The organism is Asticcacaulis sp. AC460 (assembly GCF_000495795.1).
GTDB lineage: Bacteria > Pseudomonadota > Alphaproteobacteria > Caulobacterales > Caulobacteraceae > Asticcacaulis.
Genome location: NZ_AWGD01000025.1, coordinates 117,351 through 137,639 on the forward strand (window position 1 = coordinate 117,351; position 20,289 = coordinate 137,639).

Genomic DNA, 20,289 nt, shown 5'->3' on the forward strand with positions numbered 1-20,289 from the left:
CTATCATAACAAAATCAAGCACTTGCCCCGTGCCTGAGAGGGTTGCATTTTTTGTTGTGACAATTGAAAAATTTTCAATTAAATTAAGGGTATAGCGACACGAAACACCGCGCGCCAAAGCGCGGGAATGGGGAGAGATCATGCGACACATGCCAGGCGTCAGCCTGACCTATGGTTTGCTGGAAACGTTGGGGCAAGCCATCGTCGTCGGCGAATTTGAGGACAGCGGCTTTCCGACCGAGGCGGAGCTGTGTGTCCGCTTTGGCGCCAGCCGCACCGTCGCCCGCGAAGCCGTCAAGATGCTGACCGCCAAGGGGCTGCTGTCATCGCGGCCGCGCCAGGGGACACGCGTCGAGGCGGTGTCGAACTGGAACCTGCTCGATCCTGACGTCACGCGCTGGATGACCGAGCGGCCCTATACCAACAAGATTTACCGCGAACTGACCGAGGTGCGCCTGGCCATCGAGCCGATCGCCGCGTCCCTGGCCGCCCGGCGCGCGACCAAGGCCGATCTGAAGGCCATGCGGACGGCGTTCAATGCCATGCGCGACGAGGCCAGCCATCACGACCTGGCCCTGGCGGCCGACATTGACTTCCACGTCGCTATCCTGAAGGCGTCGGGCAATCCCTTCATCATCCAGCTGAAAGAGCTGATCCATACGGCGCTGACCATTTCGATCGGTCTCACCAATCGCATCGCCGGCCATACGGCCAGCCTGCCGGCCCATGAGGCGGTGCTGATCGCGATAGAGAATGCTCAGCCAGAGGTGGCCGAGAAGGCCATGCGCGCGATCATCGCCGAGTCGATCGACATGATCGACACGTTTAAGGGCGAGTAGGTCTGGGCGAGTAGCTACACCGGCACGATGTGGCTGCGGATCCACGACGCAAAGGCCTCGGCGCTCAATTCGCCCTGCGCGACGACCATCAGCCCCAGGAAACAGGCCGTATCGTCGGCGTTCAGCCGGTAGCCGTTCTGGGTCAGGAACAGTTCGATGATCACCAGGGCCGTCGGCAGGTTGGCCGAATGAAAGAGCTGATCGTGGGCCAGGCCGTAGCCGTAGCAGGCCGCCAGCGAGGCCAGGTCGGTGGCCGAACTCTGGTTCAGGACGTGGGTACGGGCGTACAGCATCTTCATCATGCTGACTTCGCGCAGCCCGGTACGGCCGCCGTGCTGGGCGCAGATCTCGTCGTGGACGGCCTGGATGACGCCGTCCCTGATCAACTGGAACGGCATCTTACTTGTTCAGTTCGTTGACGACGTTGCGGCGTTTGCGCATCAGGTCGCGCGCGGTGTTCATCTGTTCGGCAAACCCGGGATCGTAGGGCAGCAGTCGGTAGCCGTCCGGCGTGGCGGTGATGAAGATGCTGTCGCCCTTGTCGAGCTTTAGCCGGGTGAGCACCTCCTTGGGCATGATGATCCCCAACGAGTTGCCGATCTTGGTGACCTTCAGTTCCATACCCATACTCCTGCGGCTGTTGTACTAACGTTAGAACTGCGCCGGGGCGTGAGTCAAGGATGTCAAACAAGGGACGGACGCGAAAAACCCGCCGGCGCGCCGGCGGGTCCACAGGACTGGGAGCGTTTTGCCAATCAGGCGTCGACGCAGGCTTCGGCTTGTTTGATCAGGTCGTCCATGCCGGTGTTGTTCAGTTCGTCCATCAGGGCCTCGGTCGGGGTGGGCGCCGCCTTGTAGATTTCGGCCAGCGCCTCGCCGACCGACTTGGTCGAAGCCGCCAGTTCGTCCATCTGATTGAGAGTTTCCGTGTCTTCGGCGGTCGGGGTGGTCAGGTTTTCGCGCAGGAGACCCACGGTTTCCTTCAGCGTTCCGCCGAGCTTGAGCATGGTTTCGCCGACCGCGCGGCAGCGCATGTTTTCGGCATCGGTCCTCGCCAGCGCGGTATTGGGAATCGCGGCGGCGAAGGCAAGAACCGCCGCGGCGGCAACGAGTGTTTTGATCATGAGGAAGCCCCTTCCAGTGCCCGTAGTCTGATGTTTTCATGGTCACGGATGCGCCATGATTTTGTCACAAATCTTAACCGACGTGGCCGTTATCGGACCGCGCTGCGAAGTCACCGTGGATTAGCGCCATCGTCATTACGGACCTCACGCAGTTGGTTGCATCTGCATCAAGTCACTGTCTTGACAGCGTTTCTCCGGGATCATCCCGTCTCCCCTTTGTTATCCACAGGATATATCCGCGCCGAAAAATTACAAGCCCGCGAACGGTGCTTACAGAATTTGTAATCCGGAAGTTTAACCAAATGTGGCGAAATAGCGGCAAAAACCTAGCGCAGGGCCGTCGCCAGGGTGTCCTGCATATACTTCATGGCCTCGACAAATTCGGGCTGCTGGCCCCGGATTTTCATATCGTTGGCCGTGACGTCCTCAACATGGGTCTGCAACCACCAGATATTGCCGAACGGGTCCTTCATGCGGCCGACCCGGTCGCCGAACGCCAGGGCCTTGCAGCCGCTGATCATGGTGCCGCCGGCGCGGATGGCGCGGGCGAAGCTGGCGTCGCAGTCCTCGACATAGAGGCGTATGAAGGCCGGTGTCGGCGGCCAGCCCTTCGGCCGGTCGAAGGCCATGACCACGGCGTCGTGAACGCGGATTTCGGCGTGGTCGATCCTGCCGTTGCGGCCCGTTACCCGGCTGAGTTCCTGCGCGCCGAAAGCCTGTTGCAGAAAGTCGATCAGGCCGGCGGTATCGGGACCGACAATCCAGGGAGTAACGGCGCTGTAGCCGTCGGGAATATGGGACGCCATGGCGGATCTCCCGGCATATCTTTGAGCGCATCCCGGAACGCGCCGGGACGGATTATAGCACTTGCTGGTCCGCCGCCGCAGCCGATTGCACACAAATGACGGCTCCGGCATCAGGAGACAATGCGGAACGTGCGTAACGCGCTGAAAAGGTTCGATATCAGAAGGCGGCGCAGTTGCGGGCGATGAACTCGGCCTGGGTGGGCTGCGCCAGGGCGGCGCGGGCCAGGACGCCCCGCATCTGGTCCAACCGGCCGGTGATGGTGCTCAGGGGAATGGCGTCGGCCATGGGATCGTAGTCGCGCGGAACGATCCCTTGGTTGAGCATCACGGCGACCCAACTGGTCAGTTTGAACAGTTCATGGTCGCTGACAGGAACGCGGCCGGAATCGCGGAACAGGTCCATGCGCGCCTGCAGGCTGTCGGAGACCGGATTGTGGCGCAGGGCGTCCCAGAAGGGCTGGCCTTCGCGGGAATTGGCCTTGTAGTGCAGCACGAGGAAGTCGCGCACGTCCTCATAGTCGAAGGTGGTCTGGCGATTGAATTCATCGACCAGGGTCTGGGACCAGGTGCCCGACGGCATAAAGGTCAGAAGCTTGGTGACGCCCTTCTGGATCAGGTGGATCGAGGTCGATTCCAGCGGCTCCAGGAAGCCCGCCGACAGGCCGATGGCGACGCAGTTCTTGACCCAGGCCTTGGTCCGGCGGCCGGTGCGGAAGCGGATGACCCGGGGATCGGTCAGGGCCGGGCCATCGAGATTGGCCAGCAGGGTCGCGGCGGCTTCGTCGTCGGAAATATGGCTGGTCGCATAGACATAGCCGTTGCCGGTGCGGTGCTGCAGCGGAATGCGCCATTGCCATCCTGCCGTGCGCGCCGTCGCCCGGGTATAGGGCAGAAGCGGCTCGGTGCGGGCGCTGGGCACGGCTACCGCGCTGTCGCACGGCAGCAGGCCCGTCCAGTCGGTGAAGCCGGCCTTGAGAGTCTCTTCGATCAGCAGGCCGCGAAAGCCCGAACAGTCGACGAAGAAGTCGCCTTCGACGACCTGGCCCGAGGCCAGTTTCAGGCCGGTGAGAAAGCCGGTTTCGGCATGCTGCTGCACCTCGACGATGCGGCCTTCGATGCGCTCGACGCCGTTACCCTGCGCCAGGCTGCGCAGATAGCGGGCATAGAGGCCGGCGTCGAAATGGTAGGCATAGGCGATGCTCGACAGCGGCGAGGCGGGATTGGCGTCGCGCAGGGCAAAGCGGTTCGACCGCGCCAGCAGGGTGTTGAGGTTGAAGTCGTCCAGCGGGGCGCTGTACCCGGCGGCGCGGGCGCGCAGCCAGTAGTGGTGGAAATCGGTCATGTCGAGGCTCTGACCGTAATTGCCGAACGGGTGGAGATAGGATTCGCCGTCACGCGTCCAGCCGTGGAACTCGATGCCCAGTTTGAAGGTTCCCTGGGTCCGTTGGATGAAGTCGCGTTCCTCGACGCCGATCAGGGCGTTGAACACTCCCAGCAGCGGGATCGAAGCCTCACCGACGCCGATCGTGCCGATCTCATCGGACTCGACCAGGATGATCTTGACCGCCCGGTCGGCCGGGAAGTTTTTCATGAACCGCGACAGGGCGGCGGCCGTCATCCATCCGGCCGAGCCGCCGCCGGCAATGACGATGGTCCGCGGCGCCGTCATGCCGGCTGACGCTTCAGGAAGGCCGGGGAGGCGCAATGCGCCGCGATGAACTGGTCGTGGGCGGGCAGGCGCGGGACGATATCGGCGATCTCGCGCCGGCGTTTGGCCGCCAGGGCTTTCAGCGCGTCTGCGTCGATGCGGTCGGCCAGGTGGTCGTAGGTCTGTGGCACCACGCCCTGTCCGTGGAAGATCGAGATCCAGCTCGGCGATTTGAACGAGTCGCGTTCGTGCTCGATGGTTCGGCCGCCATAGCGAAACAGCGCGATACGCGCCGCCAGGTCGTCGGGAATGGCCATATCGGCGCAGTAGCGCCACAACTCGCCGTCGGTTCGGCTGTTGAGGCGGTAGTGCAGGATGATGAAGTCGCGCACCCGCTCATATTCGCTGAGGATCAGGCTGTTGAACTGGTCCTCGACCACCGGCGCGTGGTTCAGGGTCGGGTAGAATTCCAGGAAGCGGACGATGACGTTCTGGATGAAGTTGATCGAGGTCGATTCCAGCGGTTCGATAAAGCCCGAGGCCAGGCCGACACAGACGCAGTTTTTCGACCAGAAGCGGTTGCGGTGGCCGGTGGTGAAGCGGACCTGGAACGGATCCTTCAGGGTGGGCGCATCGAGGTTCCGGGTCAGGATGTCCCGTGCCGCATCGTCATCGACAAAGCGCGACGAATAGACATAGCCGTTGCCGGTGCGGTGCTGCAGCGGGATGCGCCACTGCCAGCCGCTCTCATGGGCCTGTGAGATCGTATAGGGCAGGATCGAGCCCGTGCGTTCGGTCGGCACGGCCCAGGCGCGGTCGACCGGTAGCCAGTGCGACCAGTCGGTATAGCCGGTCTTCAGCGCGCCTTCGATCAGCAGGCCGCGGAAACCCGAACAGTCGATGAAGAAGTCGGCGGTCTCAAGGCGGCCGTCATCCAGGACGACACCGTCGATAAAGCCGTCTTCGGGGCGCAGCCGGACCTCGCCGATGCGGGCATTGATGCGTTTGACGCCGCGCGCTTCGCAGTGTTTGCGCAGGTGGGCGGCGTAAAGCGAGGCGTCGAAATGAAAAGCGTAGCGATAGTTATGCATCGGCGAACGCGGGTCGGGATTGGGCGGAAAGAACCTCCCGGCATAGGCCATCTGCGTCGGCAGGCTGTAGGCGTCCAGCGGGGTATCGTCGCCCAGGTCGCGCAGGCGGCGCCAGATCTGATAGCCGCTGATGCCTTCGTGATGGTCGCCGAAGTCGCCGAAACCGTGGAAATAGCGGTTGTCCTTGTGACCCCAGCCGCGGAAGTCGATGCCCAGCTTAAAGGTGGCCTCGCAGGCGCGGATCATCTCGGCCTCGTCCAGGCCGATCTGGTCATTGAAGAAGCGGATGGCCGGTACGGTGGCTTCGCCGACGCCGATCGTGCCGATGTCCTCGGATTCGATCAGGACGATCTCGCAGGTCCTCGGCACGGCGGCGCTCAGGGCGGCTGCGCACATCCAGCCGGCGGTTCCGCCGCCGACCACCATGATTTTTCTGAGGGGCTGGGTCATCTGAGTTCAATGAAAAAACACGGACGCCCCGGAGCGTCAACCGGTCCGGAGCGTCCGTGAGGCAACAGGCGTTGGGAGGACCAACTCTCAAGCCTGAATGAAAATGAGGCGGCCGGGCTTCGGGCCGGCCGCCTCCAACGACAGCTTAGAAGCTGGCGCGCAGGACCAGGGCGACGCGCCGGTCGGTCGCGACCCACGAATAACGCGGGCGAACGTTCAGGTTGTCGAGGTTGCTGACGCGCAGGTAGGTCTTGGCCTGGCCGATATTGGTGGCCTGCAGACCGATCTTGTAGTGGTCGTTGACGGTGTAGAAGATCGAGCCGTCCCATTGGCCATACTCTTCCGACCAGACCGGGCGGTTGATATTGGCGCCTGAGGTGGTCAGCAGGTACATGTCGCGCCAGTTATAGGCCAGACGCGCCGAGATGCCGTACTTTTCGTACATCACCGCGAAGTTGTAGCTGGTCGGCGACATGCCTTCCAGCGGCAGGCCGCTGAGGTTGGCCTGGACCAGCTGGTTGCCGTCGAAGATGTTGACCAGCGGATTGTGGCCGCCCGACGAGTCGATCTTGGTGAAGTTGGCCTGGACACCGAAGCCCGACCACGCGCCCGGCAGGAAGTCGTAGAACTGCTGGTAGGCGATTTCGAAGCCGTTGACCTTGCCTTCCGAGCCGTTGATGTAACGGGTGACGTTGAAGGGCAGGGTCTTGCCGTTGTTGGTGAAGTTGATGACTTCGTTGCCGCCGTAGATGTAGTCCTCGATGTTCTTGGCGAACAGGTTCAGGACCAGGCTGCCGGTCGGGGCGAAGTACCATTCGGCGGTGGCGTCGTACTGGGTAGCCTTGATCGGCTCCAGCGACGGATTGCCGGCGGTGCCCGACAGGTTGACCAGGTAGCTGTTCGTGCCGGCGGTCAGGCCGACGCCCAGGGTCGTGTAGGCATTGGTCTGGTACAGTTCGGGCCGCACGATCGCCTTGGACACCGCGAAGCGGAACTGCAGTTCGTCATTGTACTTGAAGCGCAGGTTCAGGCTGGGCAGGATGTCGGTGTAGTCCGACTTGCCCTCGATCGGCTGCTTCATGGCCGTGGCGCCGAAGGCCGCGGCGTCGGCTGCCAGTTGGCAGGTGGCTGCGGTGACATTGCCGCCGACGACGCAGGGCGGGGCGTTGTTGACCTGGGGCGCGAAGGCGAAGCCGAAACCGGTGGCTTCGGTCTTTACGGCGCGGACGCCGATATTACCGTCCAGCTTGCGGCCGTTTTCCAGTTCATGTTCGAAATAGACGACGCCATAGGCTGCCGCGGTCTTTTCGAGCTGGTGATTGACGCCGCCCGAGATGTTGTCGCCGCCGGGGTTGTAGGTGTCCCAGTTCGGCTGCAGCGGGGACCAGCCCCAGCCTTGCGTTTCGGTGCTGCGCAGCAGCGAGTAGGCACGATCGGTGCCGTTGGTGACAACCCACGGGGCGGTCATCCAGGCAGCGCCCGGAATCTGGGCGTCGCCGCCGAAGAAGTTGTCGTACTGGTGGTAGACGACACCGTTCATGCCGGGGCCGCGGGTGGCGTCGTCCAGGAAGACCCGGCTCGATTCGCTGCCCGAACCTTGCCAGTACTGATACGACAGCAGCGACCAGTTCCAGCCCGACTGACGGGTGATGTAGTCCTTGTCCGTGGTGCGGACGCCGAACTTGAAGGTCTTCAGCCACTCGCTGTCGTCGAAGTCGTAACGGCCGTCGAGGCGGACGGCGGTCTCTTCGCCTTCATTGTCCTCGATATGGTCCATGGCGGCGGCCCAGTAGTAGTCCGAAGCCTTGGAAGTATCACCGGTGACCTTGATGGTCGGAATGTCGGTGCTGAGGTCGATGATGAAGGGCAGGTTGTCCTTGTGGTGGGTATAGGCCGTCATCGACAGGATTTCTGCCGTCGACTTGACGTGCTGGACGTCGAAGTTGAACGACAGGCGATCAGAGGCCCACCATTTGGCGTTGAACGCTACGTCGGTCGTGCGCTTGTGGTCTTCGCCGTAGCGGGTGTCGGTGTCGTACAGGGCGCCGGGGATGGTGCCGCCGGTGAAGACGCCGTCGCTGTCATACTTGAAATTGTTGCCCGGCGCATTGGCCTGGCCGATCCAGTCCCAGCTGAAGATGCCGTATTCGATGTTGTTGGCGTCGACCTTGGCGTCCATGGCGGTCAGGGTGAACAGCCAGTCGGTGTTCGGTTGCCACTGCAGGGCGCCGTAAGCCGCCGTGCGCTTCTGCTCCCACTGGATTTCCTTGGCGCTGAGGCCGCCCGGAATGTAGCGGGTGGCATTGCCGACCTGGGTGGTTTCGAACTTGTCCGCGTTCAGGGCATCGGTACGGTTGCCGACGTCGGAGACCGAGTAGTTGAACAGCACGCCCAACCGGCCGGCCGAGGTGTCGAACTGGTTGGAATAGATGCCGTTATAGGAGGTGTGGCTCTTCTTCTGCAGATCGCCGTAATTGGTGTCGACCGAGAAGGCGACGATGCGCTTCTTGGAATCGAAGGGCAAGCGGGTGCGCAGGTTCACCGTGCCGCCGATGCCGCCTTCGATCAGGTCGGCCGACGGGTTCTTGTAGACGTCGACGCCGGCCAGCAGGTCGGCCGATACGTCTTCCCAGCTCAGGCCGCGGCCGTTCTTGGCCGAGAAGATGTCGCGGCCGTTGGTTTCCGAACGGACCCAGCTCAGGCCACGGATCTGGACGGCGCCGCCTTCGGCCGCGATCCGGCCCGGGTCGCGGTTTTCGTTGGTGCGCTGGATGGTCAGGCCGGAGATGCGCTGCAGGGCTTCGGAGACCGAACGGTCGGGCAGGGCACCGATGTCGACGGCCGTGATCGAGTCCTGGACGACGTCGGAGTCCTTCTTGAGCTTCTGGGCGGACTTCAACTGGCCGCGCAGACCGGTGACGACGACGACGCCGCCATCATCGGCGGCGGGGGCAGCAGGGGCGTCCTGGGCCATGGCCGGAACGCTGACGGCGAGGCCGCCCATCAGCGTCAGGGCCAGGGCGGAGGCGCCGAGCTTCAGCCGGGTAAATCTGGTTTTTTTCATACATGTCTCCCTGAATGATCCGCGCTCGGGTTACGCGGACGGACAACTAGCTTCTCAAAGGGAGTTCGGATTGCGACGGGCTCGCATGTGAAATGATGTTCAAATGTGAAAATGGCTAATGAAGCCAAAAAAAGCCGCTTTCGCGGTTACGCCCGTAGATATCCTCTCCCAACACGACGCAATACTCTCCAGGTTATCAAGGTGCATGCGTACCTGAACAACCGGGGGTCTGCGTTCGCTGGTAACGCTATCATATTGTATGACAAAGGCCAGAGACAAGCTGGAGGTGATCATACAAATGCGCCCACATACGCATTTAAGTCACACAATGCCTTGATTTTGAAAGGTATTTTTTAAGTATGACAAATGAGGCCAATTTGATTCCAAATATGGAAACATTATTATATTTAAATAAATTAATTTGTCTGATTTATTGCGACGCAACCAGAAATATGACGTCCAAATCGCGATTTTTTTTATTCCTGAAACAGCAGGAATCGGTCGCCGGACGTCGGATGGTCGCGCAGGTTGTCGCTTAGGCGCCGTGCGAACTTAGCCGTTTTGGCGACAGGCTCCAACCTTCTGGCGATTTGGGAATACCCTGTTTGGCCGTCATCATCACGTTTCCCACGGGAGGCCCTCCATGGTCATTCGTATGTCAGAGCGCATCTCGATCCGGAAGAAACCAATTCGCGCTCTCGGTGTGACGGATGGTCTGGCAGTTTCACCTTGCCAAGCCCCGCCTTTTGCGGCTTCAATGGTTAACGGCTTTGTTCCGGCGCGCGAGCCATGACGGGCGGCGGAGACAGGGTGTAGACGGGGGTAAATAGTGACCAGCGAAGTGGCGTTGATGAACCTGCACGGGGTCGCGCTTGGCGCCGACAGCATGGTTACCCTGGGCCGGCGCCGTGGCGGCCGTGTGTCGCAACCCGTCGCCCGCAAGATAAGTATCGTCAGCGCCAAGGCGCCCGTCGCTGCAATGACCAACGACAATGCGCTCTTTGTCGGTGTGCCGTGGACGCTGGTGCTCGAACGGTTCGGTGTTCATTGCGGCGAGACGCCACTGCCTTTTGACGAATACCGCGACCGTTTGGTCACTTTCCTGGCCGATTTCGATGCCTTGTCCGGCATGGAGGGCAGGGACGGCCACGAGCTGGACAGCTTCAATGAATATATTTTCGGCTTCGTCATAGACTATTGGCGAAAGGCTGCCCAGCTTTCACGCGATTTCGAGGTCGAGTTCGGCGAAGGCCTGGCTTCGGCGGCTCTTGGCCAGCTGCGCCACGACGTCCTCTTTATCGCTCCGGATGCCGATGATGCCGGCGCCGAAGCGTCCGAGCCCATCGCGCGGGACGCCATCGCGCCGACGCCCCGGTTGATGAGTTTCGTCGCCGAGCATCTGCCCGATGCGCTGGAAAACGCCCTGGGCTACGTGTTCCAGGGGGTTGAGGTGCCGGAAGCCATAGTGCCGGCGCTGGCCGAACTGGCGTCGCAATCGATCCTGGTGGAATGGATTCCGGAGTTCAGCTCGGATTCTCAGCTCATCCTGGCTGGATTTGGCGCGGGCGCCATTACCCCTTCGCTGCTGGCCATGGACATTGCCGGCGCGTTCGCCGGCCGGCTGAAATACGCCATCACCGACCGCGTCGACGCCGGCGCCGGGCAGAGGATGTTCATCAAGACCTTCGCCCAGGCTCAGCTGGGCACGGCGATGTTGTCGGGCGCGCGTCCGACCTTCGAAGCGCTTGCCATGCGGGAATGTCGCGACGAGGTCCTGGACCTGGTCTTCAAGGCTCTGTCGGCGGCGCGGCTGAGCGAGAAGGTCGCCAATGCCCTGGCGCGCGATATCCTGTTCGACAGCCAAGCGGCGCTCCAACGCGGCATGGACCGGGCGAAGGCCCACCATAATGCGCATTTTCGGGCGCAGTTCGACCCGCTGTTGCATACAGCCGACGCAGCTACACTCGCTGCCTTTGCCCGCAAAATGGTTGAGGTGACCGTGCTGGAACATGAGTTGCTGCGCGCCGACTCGGTCGGGCGTCCGATCCGGGTGGTCACACTGACGCGCGATGGGGTAAGAACCGATATCGATGGGGAAACGCAATGAGCAAGTCCTGGTTTAACTGGCGAACGCTGCGCCGCCCCAAGGGCGCCGTCCTGCGCCAGCCCGAAATTCCGGCGGAATTCGACAGAAAATCACCCAGGTTGCGCGCGGCGCCGAAGAAGCTTTTTCAGTGGCCGCGTTTTGGCCGCAAGCCTTCGCCGTTTGATCTCCGCCCGGGCGCCATTGAGGGCTGGATGAAGGGCCTGCCTTCGAAGTCGTCCGCTGCGAAACCCCGACCTGTGCCCGGCCGCTGGGGCCGTACCGACGGCGACGTGTAAGCCGGGTTGCCGGCGGCGACGTGCCGAACCACTGCAGCCAGAAAAAATTACGCTCAGTTCAGCACGATATAGAAGTTCACCGTCACCGAGTTGTCGTTGCGGACCTCGATCTCGTTGGAACCGGTGAAGGCCGGCACCCAGCGGCAGCCCAGGTTGCGCGTCGACGGCGCCACCGCGCACACCGGTTCGCCTTCGTCGTCGCGGACCTCCAGGCTCAGGGGCGCGGCATCGACCGGCACCAGGACGATCTCGGCGCGCTGGCCGGCATTGTAGGTCTGGCGGGTGCGGAAGGCGCCATTGGCCGTCACCTTGCCCGAACGGTAGCCCGGCCCCAGCGTCCGGCCGCGGAAGGCCACAGCCGTCGACGGGCGAGCCCCAAGGGTCTTGGCCGTCGTCGCCCACTGCCGCGCCAGGTCGGGTGCGCCGTCCTCCGGCTTCGCCCCCATCAGGGCCAGTGCCTGGGCCTGGGCCTGAAGGGCGTCGGCATCGCCGCGCGCCTCGGCGGCAAATCCGCGCTGTAATATATCGGCTACCGTGTCGGCGTCACCGCGTAGCCGGTCGCGATCGCTTTCCGCCAGCCGGCTATCGCGGCCATCAGCCAGTCCGTCCGCTGTTCCGGGCACGGAAGCGCAGGCCGTCAGCACGGCCGCGGTCAACGCTGTCAGAATGAGATGCCCCTTGGTCAAGCCCCGCTCTCCGGCGATACGATGAACCTTGCCCCCTTGTGTACCTTATCAGGGTGGCTGTCTTCAACCCTGACCGAAAGATTGTGCCGGCCGGCGATAGCGGCGACCAAAGCCAGGCCCAGACCATGGCCCTTGGCCATCGAGGTATGGGCGCGGTGATAGCGGTCGAAGATGCGGCCCTTGTCGGCGTCCGGCACGCCCTGGCCCTCATCCTCGACCGTGATGACCGGCCCCTGGCGCAGGACGAAACGCAGGCTTGTCCCGGCGGAGCCGTATTTGAGCGCATTATCCAACAGGTTGACCATCAGCCGCGACATCTGCATGGCATCGGCGCGGACGACCACGCTGTCCTCGATATCCGCCGTCAGGGTCAGGCCGGCGTCTTCGGCGCTGGCTTCGTACAGTTCGCACAGCTGGCGCGCCAGTTCCGACAGGTCGACTTCGGGCAGGGCGCGCAGGTCGCCGCGCTGGGCCTCGGCTGAGGCGATGTCGAGCAGCGAGTCGAGCAGCCTCAGGGTGCCGCGGACCTGGTCCTCGGCCTGGTGCAGGCTGGTGATGGCCTCGGGATCCTCGATCCGCGCCAGGGCGTCTTCCAGTCGCTGGTTGAGGGCGGTCAGCGGGGTGCGGACCTCGTGGGCGATGTTGTCGCTGACGTCGCGCTGGGCCTTCAGCAGACGTTCGACGCGATCCAGGGTGAGATTGACGTGGCCGGAAAGGGCGTCCAGCTCATCCGGACGGCCGGTGGTGGCGGTTGTGCGGGCCTTGAAGTCGCCATCGTACAGCGAATCGAACACGCCGTTGATCGAGTCGATACGGCGGCGCAGTTTCCGGGCGCCGAACTCGCCGATGAAGAAGGCGCCGGCGACGATCAGCACCAGGGCGGCCACGAACAGCAGGCGGGTCTGGCTCAGAGATTGTTCCGCCAAGGCCATCGACCGGCCGGCCATAAGCTTCAAGCCGCCGCGCAACTGGGTGACGCGGGCCAGGATCTTTTCGCCGCCGGCTTCGATGACCCCGACCTCGGAGACAGCCGGGTCGAGCTTCGGCCACTGGGCGGAGTCACCGACCAGGGCGCGGCCCTGGCTGTCCACGACAATATAGACGGGACGCTCGCCGGCGGTGGGCGCCAGGTCGAGCCGTTCACGCAGGCGCTGGCTTAGGCCCTCAGGACCTTCCGAACGATAGATGTCACTCAGGCCGGCGATATCGGTATCGATCGTGGCCTGCAGGGCGCTGCGCGACTGATGCTGCAGGACGGCGTAGACAAGAACGAAAACCGCCGTGCACACCAGCGCCGTCGCCAGGGCGACGCGCAGTGCGATCGCCATGGCTAGGGAGCGCGTGCGCGCGGACGGGAAGGCAACTCTACTCAAGGCATTAACTCTTTTACTGTGGGTGCGATCAGACGGAAGCCCGCGCCACGCACGGTTTCCAGGCAGGGTGTAGCGAAGTCGTCCTCCAGGCGGTGACGCAGGCGGCTCATATTGACGTCGATGACATTGGTCTGCGGATCGAAGTTCAGGTGCCAGACCTCCTTCAGCAGCATGTCGCGGGTGACGATGTCGCCGGCATGCTCCATCAGCAGCTTCAGGATCTCGAATTCCTTGGGCGACAGGGCCAGGTGGACGCCCTGGCGGTGGGCGGTGCGCGACTTGACGTGCAGCTCGATGTCGCCGAACAGCATGACGGCGCTGTGGACCTGGTTGCGCGACCGGCGCAGCAGGGCGCGGACACGGGCGGTCAGTTCGTGGTCCTCGAAAGGCTTGCCGAGATAGTCGTCGGCGCCGCCTTCCAGGCCTTCGGAGCGGTTCTCCGACCGCGACAGGGCCGACAGCATCAGGATGGGAGTTTCGACGCCGGCGCCGCGCAGGCGGGTGATGATGTCCATGCCGGAAATGTCGGGCAGCATGCGGTCCAGCACGATCAGGTCGTAGGCGGTCATGCCGGCGGCGGCCAGGCCTTTTTGACCGGTTTCGGCCCAGGTCACGGCAAAGCCTTCCTTGCGCAGGACCGACGAAATGATGTCGGCGTTGCTGGCTTCGTCTTCGATCAACAGGATGGCGGTCTCGGTCATGGAATCCCCGGTTCAGGTTTCAGTGGTAACAGATGTGGTTGTCGCGCCGCAATTTACAAACACTGTGAGGTTTGGGCCCAATTATCCTCCCACGCTTGCGGGGGAGGTGCCGCCGCATGGCGGCGGAGGGGGAGCCGGGAGCTCGGAACGCCCCCTCCGTCTCGACGCACTTCGCCCTATGGGAGGGCTCGCTTGCTCGACACCTCCCCCGCAGGCGGGGGAGGATAAATTTTACCGCACCACCAGCGAGAACGGTGCCCAGATGGCCGGGTTGGCGCCGCCCGGAACCGATTCATCCGCCATCAGACCCAGCACCGCCTGGCGCAAGGCCTCCGCCTGGGACAGGCCCTTGGCATGTCCCCGGACTGTCTCGACGCTCAAACGGTCGGCGGCGTCGTCGCGCACCGGCCACATCGACACCAGCAAACTGTCGGCGCCGGCCTGCATGAAGGCTTTGGCGAGGCCGGAATAGCTGCCGCCGGCGTCGCGGCCGGTGCCCGAATTGCACGCTGACAGAATTACCCAGCGCGCCCGTAGCCGCAGACCCGCTACATCCGACGCTGTCAGCAGGCCATCGTCCGCTTCGGATGGCTGGTCCGGCGGTGTCAGGACCAGGGCCGGCTCGCGCAGGGTTTCGAGATTGCCGCTGACCAGGCCATGGGTAGCGAAGGCGATAACGCTGTAGCCGGAGAGATCGGCCTGTTTGATCCGGGTTTCGGTGGCGTCGGCGCCGGTGATCAGGCTGGAATTGGACAGGCCCAAAGCCTGGCGCATGCGTTCCAGTTCACCCTGGGCCAACGGCAGGCTGGGCAGCCGGCGCACGGCCTCGGCGTCGGCGATGCTGTTGCCGCCCCGGAAAAGCCCGCTGGCGTCGACGCCGGCGTCTTCCGCGCCGAGGACCGGCGCACCGACGCCGAGGAAGCCATTGGCCTCGGCCTTGGCGGTCTTGCCGCTTACCAGGGCGGGCTTGACCGAAACGGCATAGGCCCTGATCAGCCAGGCGCTGTCGCGCAAGGCCTGCGGATCACTGTCGTCGCCCTGCGGCGCCTGGGTCAGCAGCAGGCCCAGCGGCAGGGACATCAGCGCCCCGCTGCCGAGAACGTCCAGTTCCTTTGTGCCCTTGAGGGCGGCCTGGATCTTTGGGGTGAAGATGGCGCCACCCAGCCGCCAGGCGGCCTGACGGTCGAAAGCCGCATTGTCGGCGTCGACCGTGGGCAGCATACCCAGGTCGATGTCGCGGCGCAGCGTGTCGATCGTGTTTTGAGCGGCGAACCTGTCAAGCGGCGCGGCATCCCAGCTCAAGCCCTTCCGGGTAACCACCAGGGTCAGGACACGGTCGTCGCTCAGCAGGGGCATGACCACGGCATGGCCGCGGGCGAGGCTGGCCTGGACCGTCTTGACCGCCAGGGGGGCGGGGTTGCTGACCTGGTCGAAATCCGGAAAGACCCGGTCCAGGTCGGCTGCGATACCGGCCAGTTCCGAGTCGACGGCGGTGATGCTGCGGTCGATCTGCTCGATTTGTCCCGCCTGGGTACCGGCGCGGCTGCGGGCGAAGGTACGTTCGCGATCCAGGCGCAGGCGGGTGACCTGGGCGTCCTGAAGACGGCGCGACAGCTCGGCCGCCTGCGGATTGCCGGACGCGGCGCGCACGGCCAGGGCCTGGGACGTGGCGGCGATCTCGGAATGGGCAGCGCGCTGGGCGGCGGCAAAGGCCAGGTCCGGGCGGTTGGCGGTTACGGCGATGTCGGCATAGCGGATAAAGGCGACCTGGTAGGCTTGCAGCAAGCCCGCCTGGCGGCCCCGCGCCGCGCCCTGGTCCAGGCTTGCGACCATGACGGCGGACACGGCCTGGCCTTCGTCCAGGGCTTTGGCCGTTTCGCCTTGCCGCGCCAGGATCAGGGCGTGCAACATGGCGGCGCGGATGCGGTCGGGGGCGGCCGGGGGCATGTCGCGCTCATAATAGGTGAGGGCCTGTTCGACCTGGTCGCGGGCGCCGGCATAGTCGCCGTCCAGCAGCCGGGTTTCGGCCAGACGGGTGCGCAGGCGCGCCCGGGTGGTGTCGCCATTGGCGCCGACGCTTTCCAGCGACGTCAGACCGGCATCGAGATGCACAGCCGCTTCGGCACGCTCACCATTGGCCAGGGCGACCTCAGCCAGTTCCAGCCGGATCAGGCCGGGCAGGTCGGGATTGACCCCCGTATTGACACCCTCCAGCGCTGCCAGGGCGTTGTCGAGCAGGGCTTCGGCTTCGACGGTTCGTCCCTGGCGCGCCAGGACCTGGGCCAGGCGATAGCTGAGGCCCACCGTATCGACATTCTGCTTGCCGCCCAGCTTGCGCGCTAAGTCGACCCCGTCGCGCAGCACGATCTCGGCCTCACCGTAACGTCCCAGATCCATCAGGGTAGTGCCCAGGTTATGGATGGCGAACAGCACCGCGGGATGGCCAGCCGGCAGCTTATCGCGCAGGGCCACCGCCTTGCGGCTGGCGACCAGGGCGCCGTCCAGGTCGCCGGCGAGGCGCAGCGCATTGGCGTAGTTGCTCATCTGGACGGCATAGACGCGCAGCAGATCGGGATCGTTTTCCATGATCGGCAGGGCTTCGCCGTAGGCGATCAGGGCGTCGCGGAGCTGGCCGCGGCCGAACAGCGAGCCGGCGATCTGGGCCTTAATGGTGGCGGCGCGTCCGCTTTGCGGGCCCTCGACCCGGATGAACAGGGCCTGGGCCTTGTAGCGGGTTTCCAGTGCGGCCGCGGCATCGCCCTTGACGTCCTGGAAAACGGCGCGGGCCAGGAGGGTGTCGCCCATGTCCCGGCTTTCGGCATGGCCATTCGCAGCCAGCACGGCGATCAGTTCGTCCATGATGGCGATGGCCTTGTCGGCCTGGCCGGCGCGGGCCAGGGTGTAGGCGTAGACCTGCGACAGCCCGGCATCGAACTCGCCGTATCGGGCAAGCTCGGCCAGCATGGCCTCAAGTTCCGGCAGGGGCGGGCGATCGCTGCCTGCCTGATACCGCGCGACCAGGTCGGCGATGCGCTTGTCGCGGTCGGCCTTGGTTGAGGCCGCCGGCGCCGCTGGCGCCGCCGCCAGGACGGGTGTCGCCGCCAACAGCAGCGCCGTCAGGCCGATCGTTGCGATTGTGCGTGTCATCTGCATCACCGCGCCACCACCGAAAAGGGCGCCCAGATGGCCGGGTTGGCGCTGCCCGCCACCGTATCGTCCTTCATCAAGGCGAGGACCGCCTGGCGCAGGGCCTCGGCCTGGGAGGCGCCCCCGGCGTCGCGGCGGACGGTATCGACGCTCAGCCGGTCGGCGACGTCGTCGCGCACCGGCCACATCGATACCAGAAGGCTGTCGGCCCCGGCCTGCATAAAGGCCTGGGCCAGGCCGGAATAGCCACCGGCCCCGGCTTCGCGGCCGGAGCCGGAATTGCACGCCGACAGAATGACCCAGCGCGCCTTCAGCCGCAGGCCGGCCACGTCTGAGGCGGTCAGCAGGCCATCGTCGAGGGCGTTCGCTTGCGCCGGCGGCGTCAGGACCAGGGCGGGCTCACGCAGGGCCTGGGTGGAGCGGTCGGTCAGGCCATGCGTGGCGAAGGCAATGACGCTGTAACCGGTCAGGTCGGAGGATTTAAGCTGGGTTTCGGTGGCGTCGGCGCCGGTCAGGATACGGCTGTTGGGCAGGGCCAGGGCGTCGGACATGCGCTGGAGTTCGGTCTTAGCATGGGGCAGGCTGGGCAGCCGGCGCAGGGCCTCGGTATCGGCCAGGATATCCTTGTCGCCGCCGGTGCGGTAAAGGGCGGCGGTATCGACCGTCTCGCCCTCCGCCGCGCCCAGGATCGGGGCGCCGACGCCCAGGAAGCCGGCGTTCCCGGCCATTGCCGGACGGGCCGGGATCAGGCCGGGCTTGACCGAGACGGCATAGGACCGGATCAGCCAGGCGGTTTTGCGCAGGGCGCGCGGATCGGTGTCGGCGCCCTGGGGCGGGGCGGTGACCAGGAGGCCGAGAGGCAGGGACATCAACGCGCCGTTACCCAGTACGTTCAGTTCCGTATTGCCTTTCAAAGCCTTGCGGATTTTCGGCGTGAACACCGCGCTGCCCAGGCGCCAGGCGGCTTTACGGTCGAAACCGGCCGCGGGATCGTTCAGCTCCCGGTCGATGCTGGCGCGAATGGCGGTGACGTCGCGGCTGACCGCGATCCGGTTCACCGGTGCGCTGTCCCAGGTCAGACCGTCGCGGGTGACGGCCAGGGTGATCAGACGGTCGTCGCCGGGCAGGGGGATGATGACGGCGTGCCAAGGCGCCAGTCCGGCGCGCACCTCGTCCACCGTACGCGGGCGTGGCCGGCTCAATGGGCCGAAGTCGGGGAAGACGGCGGTCAGCTTTTGGGTAATGTCGCTCAGGCTGGCTTCGGCGGCGGCGAATTCGCTGTCGAGACGCGCCGCCTCCGTCTTCGACTTGCCGCGGGCGAAGTTGCGCTCACGGTCCAGTTTGAGACGGACCAGTTGCGTATCCTGGAACCGGCGCGCCAGTTCCGCCGCCTCGGGCGTGCTGCCGGCGGCCCGCACGGCCAGGGATTGCGAGGTGGCGGCGATTTCGGATTGCGCCGCCCGCTGCGCCGTGGCGAAGGCGGTCTCGGTTTGGCCCGCCACCAGGGCAACGTCGGTACAGCGAACGAAGGCGCGGGAATAGACGCTCACCTGGCTGGCCTGGGCGGCGGCCAGGTCGCCCTTTTCGAGACTGGCGGTCAGGCCGTCGACCAGCGCGACGCAGGTGTCGACCGCTGCCTGGCCCTGACCCAGCCGTGACAGGATAAGGGCGCGCAACGATTCAGCCTCGACCCGTTCGCCGGCGGCAGGGGTGGTTTCGCGGCGCAGATAGTCGACGGCCAGGTCGACCGTGGCAAGGGCTTCGTCGTAGCGGCCCTGATCGAACAGGGCGCCGGCCAGGTCGGCCCGGACCGCCGCGCGCGTGGTGTCGCCCAGTTCTCCGGTAGGCTCCAGCGACGCCAGGGCGCGGCGTAGCTCGGCCTCGGCGTCGGCCGGCTGGCCACGGTTCGATGAAAACTCCGCCAGGCTCAGGCGCGCCAGGGCCTCGGTGTCGGGATTGGTCTCGCTGGGGTGGGCTTTCAGGATGTCCAACGCCGCGCGGGTCAGGGCCTCGGCCTCTTCATCATGCCCCTGACGCTGCAGGGACCCGGCCAGGTACAGGGTGAAGGTGCCGGCGTCGTAGCTGTCGCGGCCGCGGGTCTCGACGGCGATGTCGACGGCTTCGCGGTACAGCGCCTCGGCCTCGGCATAGCGGCCAATCTCCATCAGGGTCGTGGCCAGGTTGGTCAGGGCGTAGGCGGTGGCGCGATGGCCCTTGGGAAGCTGGTTACGGGCGATTTCGAGGGCGCGACGGCCGGCGACCAGCGACGCGTCATAATCGCCCATCAGGCGCAGGCCGATGGCGTAATTGCCCAGGTGCGACGAGGTGCTGTAGGGATTGGGGTCTTCCGCCGGCAGGTCGCGCAGGCCGACTTCGTAATAGCCGAGGGCCTCCTGCAGCCGGCCCAACTGGAACAGGGAAAAGGCGATCGAGCAGCGCACCGCGCGGACAATACCCTCTTCGCCCTCCAGGCTCAGGAAGAAGCCCAGGGCCTGTTTCTTGGTCTCGAGGGCGGCCAGGGGATCGCCACGCTGGGCTTGAAAAATCCCCTTGTTCAGTAGCAGAAGCCCGACCTGGCGGTCCTGGCCGCGTCCGGCGGCGCGCATGCGGGCCATCCCCATGTCGGCCGTGGCCTCGGCGCCGCGGGTGTCGTCATTCTCGGCCTGGGCATTGGCATAGTATTGCGCCACCTGGGCATAGTCGGACGGATCGACGGACGGCGTGGCATTGACCTCGTCCCACAGCGGCTGCACCATGGCCAGATAGGCCTTGGGGTCCGAGGGCTGGTCAGAGGCGATCAGGACCTCGATGCGGGCCTTCAAGTCCGGGGTTGTCGCCGGCAAGGCGTAGGCGGGTACCGTCAGACAGGCGGCGGCTACGACCGCGATGGCCCAGGCTCTCATTGTTTCGCCCCTGTAATATTTTGCACAGGTAACCGCATTTTCTGAATAAGGTCAAAGCCATAAATAGAGCCCTCC

Annotated in this window: 15 protein-coding genes; 3 read left to right on the forward strand and 12 right to left on the reverse strand. The window is 64.8% G+C overall.

Annotation, left to right across the window (positions count from 1 at the left end; translation table 11 throughout):
• Positions 1-140: 140 nt before the first annotated feature.
• On the forward strand, positions 141-839 hold the full coding sequence (locus tag ABAC460_RS38865) for a FadR/GntR family transcriptional regulator (RefSeq protein ID WP_031236990.1): 699 nt from the start codon (positions 141-143) through the stop codon (positions 837-839).
• 14 nt (positions 840-853) lie between these two features.
• Here ABAC460_RS38865 and ABAC460_RS38870 read toward each other — a convergent pair whose 3' ends face one another.
• From ABAC460_RS38870 to ABAC460_RS38900, 7 genes are all read right to left on the reverse strand, one after another.
• A complete protein-coding gene (locus ABAC460_RS38870) occupies positions 854-1,237 on the reverse strand; it encodes a type II toxin-antitoxin system death-on-curing family toxin (protein ID WP_023454148.1) in 384 nt (127 codons plus the stop codon).
• Position 1,238: 1 nt separating this feature from the next.
• The gene (locus tag ABAC460_RS38875) at positions 1,239-1,460 is read right to left on the reverse strand and encodes an AbrB/MazE/SpoVT family DNA-binding domain-containing protein (RefSeq protein WP_023454149.1); all 222 of its coding nucleotides are present in this window, start codon (positions 1,458-1,460) and stop codon (positions 1,239-1,241) included.
• A 134-nt stretch (positions 1,461-1,594) separates the two neighbouring features.
• Complete coding sequence (locus tag ABAC460_RS38880; protein WP_023454150.1) at positions 1,595-1,963, reverse strand: hypothetical protein; 369 nt, start codon at positions 1,961-1,963, stop codon at positions 1,595-1,597.
• A 326-nt stretch (positions 1,964-2,289) separates the two neighbouring features.
• On the reverse strand, positions 2,290-2,769 hold the full coding sequence (locus ABAC460_RS38885; protein WP_023454151.1) for a VOC family protein: 480 nt from the start codon (positions 2,767-2,769) through the stop codon (positions 2,290-2,292).
• 157 nt (positions 2,770-2,926) lie between these two features.
• A complete protein-coding gene (locus ABAC460_RS38890) occupies positions 2,927-4,438 on the reverse strand; it encodes a tryptophan halogenase family protein (protein ID WP_023454152.1) in 1,512 nt (503 codons plus the stop codon).
• Positions 4,435-5,958: a tryptophan halogenase family protein gene (locus tag ABAC460_RS38895; protein WP_031236991.1), complete on the reverse strand. Its 1,524-nt coding sequence runs from the start codon at positions 5,956-5,958 to the stop codon at positions 4,435-4,437. The genes ABAC460_RS38890 and ABAC460_RS38895 overlap by 4 nt, the downstream gene beginning before the upstream one ends.
• Positions 5,959-6,103: 145 nt before the next feature.
• Positions 6,104-9,022 (reverse strand): TonB-dependent receptor, encoded by a 2,919-nt coding sequence (locus ABAC460_RS38900; protein ID WP_023454154.1) that lies wholly within the window; start codon positions 9,020-9,022, stop codon positions 6,104-6,106.
• Between the two features lie 829 nt (positions 9,023-9,851).
• Here ABAC460_RS38900 and ABAC460_RS38905 point away from each other — a divergent pair.
• Positions 9,852-11,129 (forward strand): hypothetical protein, encoded by a 1,278-nt coding sequence (locus ABAC460_RS38905; RefSeq protein WP_023454155.1) that lies wholly within the window; start codon positions 9,852-9,854, stop codon positions 11,127-11,129.
• Entirely contained in the window at positions 11,126-11,404 is a 279-nt protein-coding gene (locus tag ABAC460_RS38910) for a hypothetical protein (protein WP_023454156.1), read from the forward strand. The genes ABAC460_RS38905 and ABAC460_RS38910 overlap by 4 nt, the downstream gene beginning before the upstream one ends.
• A 53-nt stretch (positions 11,405-11,457) precedes the next feature.
• Here ABAC460_RS38910 and ABAC460_RS0124775 read toward each other — a convergent pair whose 3' ends face one another.
• From ABAC460_RS0124775 to ABAC460_RS38930, 5 genes are all read right to left on the reverse strand, one after another.
• Positions 11,458-12,090 (reverse strand): hypothetical protein, encoded by a 633-nt coding sequence (locus ABAC460_RS0124775; RefSeq protein ID WP_023454157.1) that lies wholly within the window; start codon positions 12,088-12,090, stop codon positions 11,458-11,460.
• Positions 12,087-13,463 (reverse strand): sensor histidine kinase, encoded by a 1,377-nt coding sequence (locus ABAC460_RS38915; RefSeq protein ID WP_155914666.1) that lies wholly within the window; start codon positions 13,461-13,463, stop codon positions 12,087-12,089. Before ABAC460_RS38915 ends, ABAC460_RS0124775 begins: the two co-directional genes overlap by 4 nt.
• The gene (locus ABAC460_RS38920; protein ID WP_023454159.1) at positions 13,460-14,164 is read right to left on the reverse strand and encodes a response regulator transcription factor; all 705 of its coding nucleotides are present in this window, start codon (positions 14,162-14,164) and stop codon (positions 13,460-13,462) included. The genes ABAC460_RS38915 and ABAC460_RS38920 overlap by 4 nt, the downstream gene beginning before the upstream one ends.
• Positions 14,165-14,395: 231 nt before the next feature.
• Entirely contained in the window at positions 14,396-17,311 is a 2,916-nt protein-coding gene (locus ABAC460_RS38925; RefSeq protein WP_155914667.1) for a CHAT domain-containing tetratricopeptide repeat protein, read from the reverse strand.
• A 5-nt stretch (positions 17,312-17,316) separates the two neighbouring features.
• Positions 17,317-20,214 (reverse strand): CHAT domain-containing protein, encoded by a 2,898-nt coding sequence (locus ABAC460_RS38930; RefSeq protein ID WP_023454161.1) that lies wholly within the window; start codon positions 20,212-20,214, stop codon positions 17,317-17,319.
• Positions 20,215-20,289: the final 75 nt, after the last annotated feature.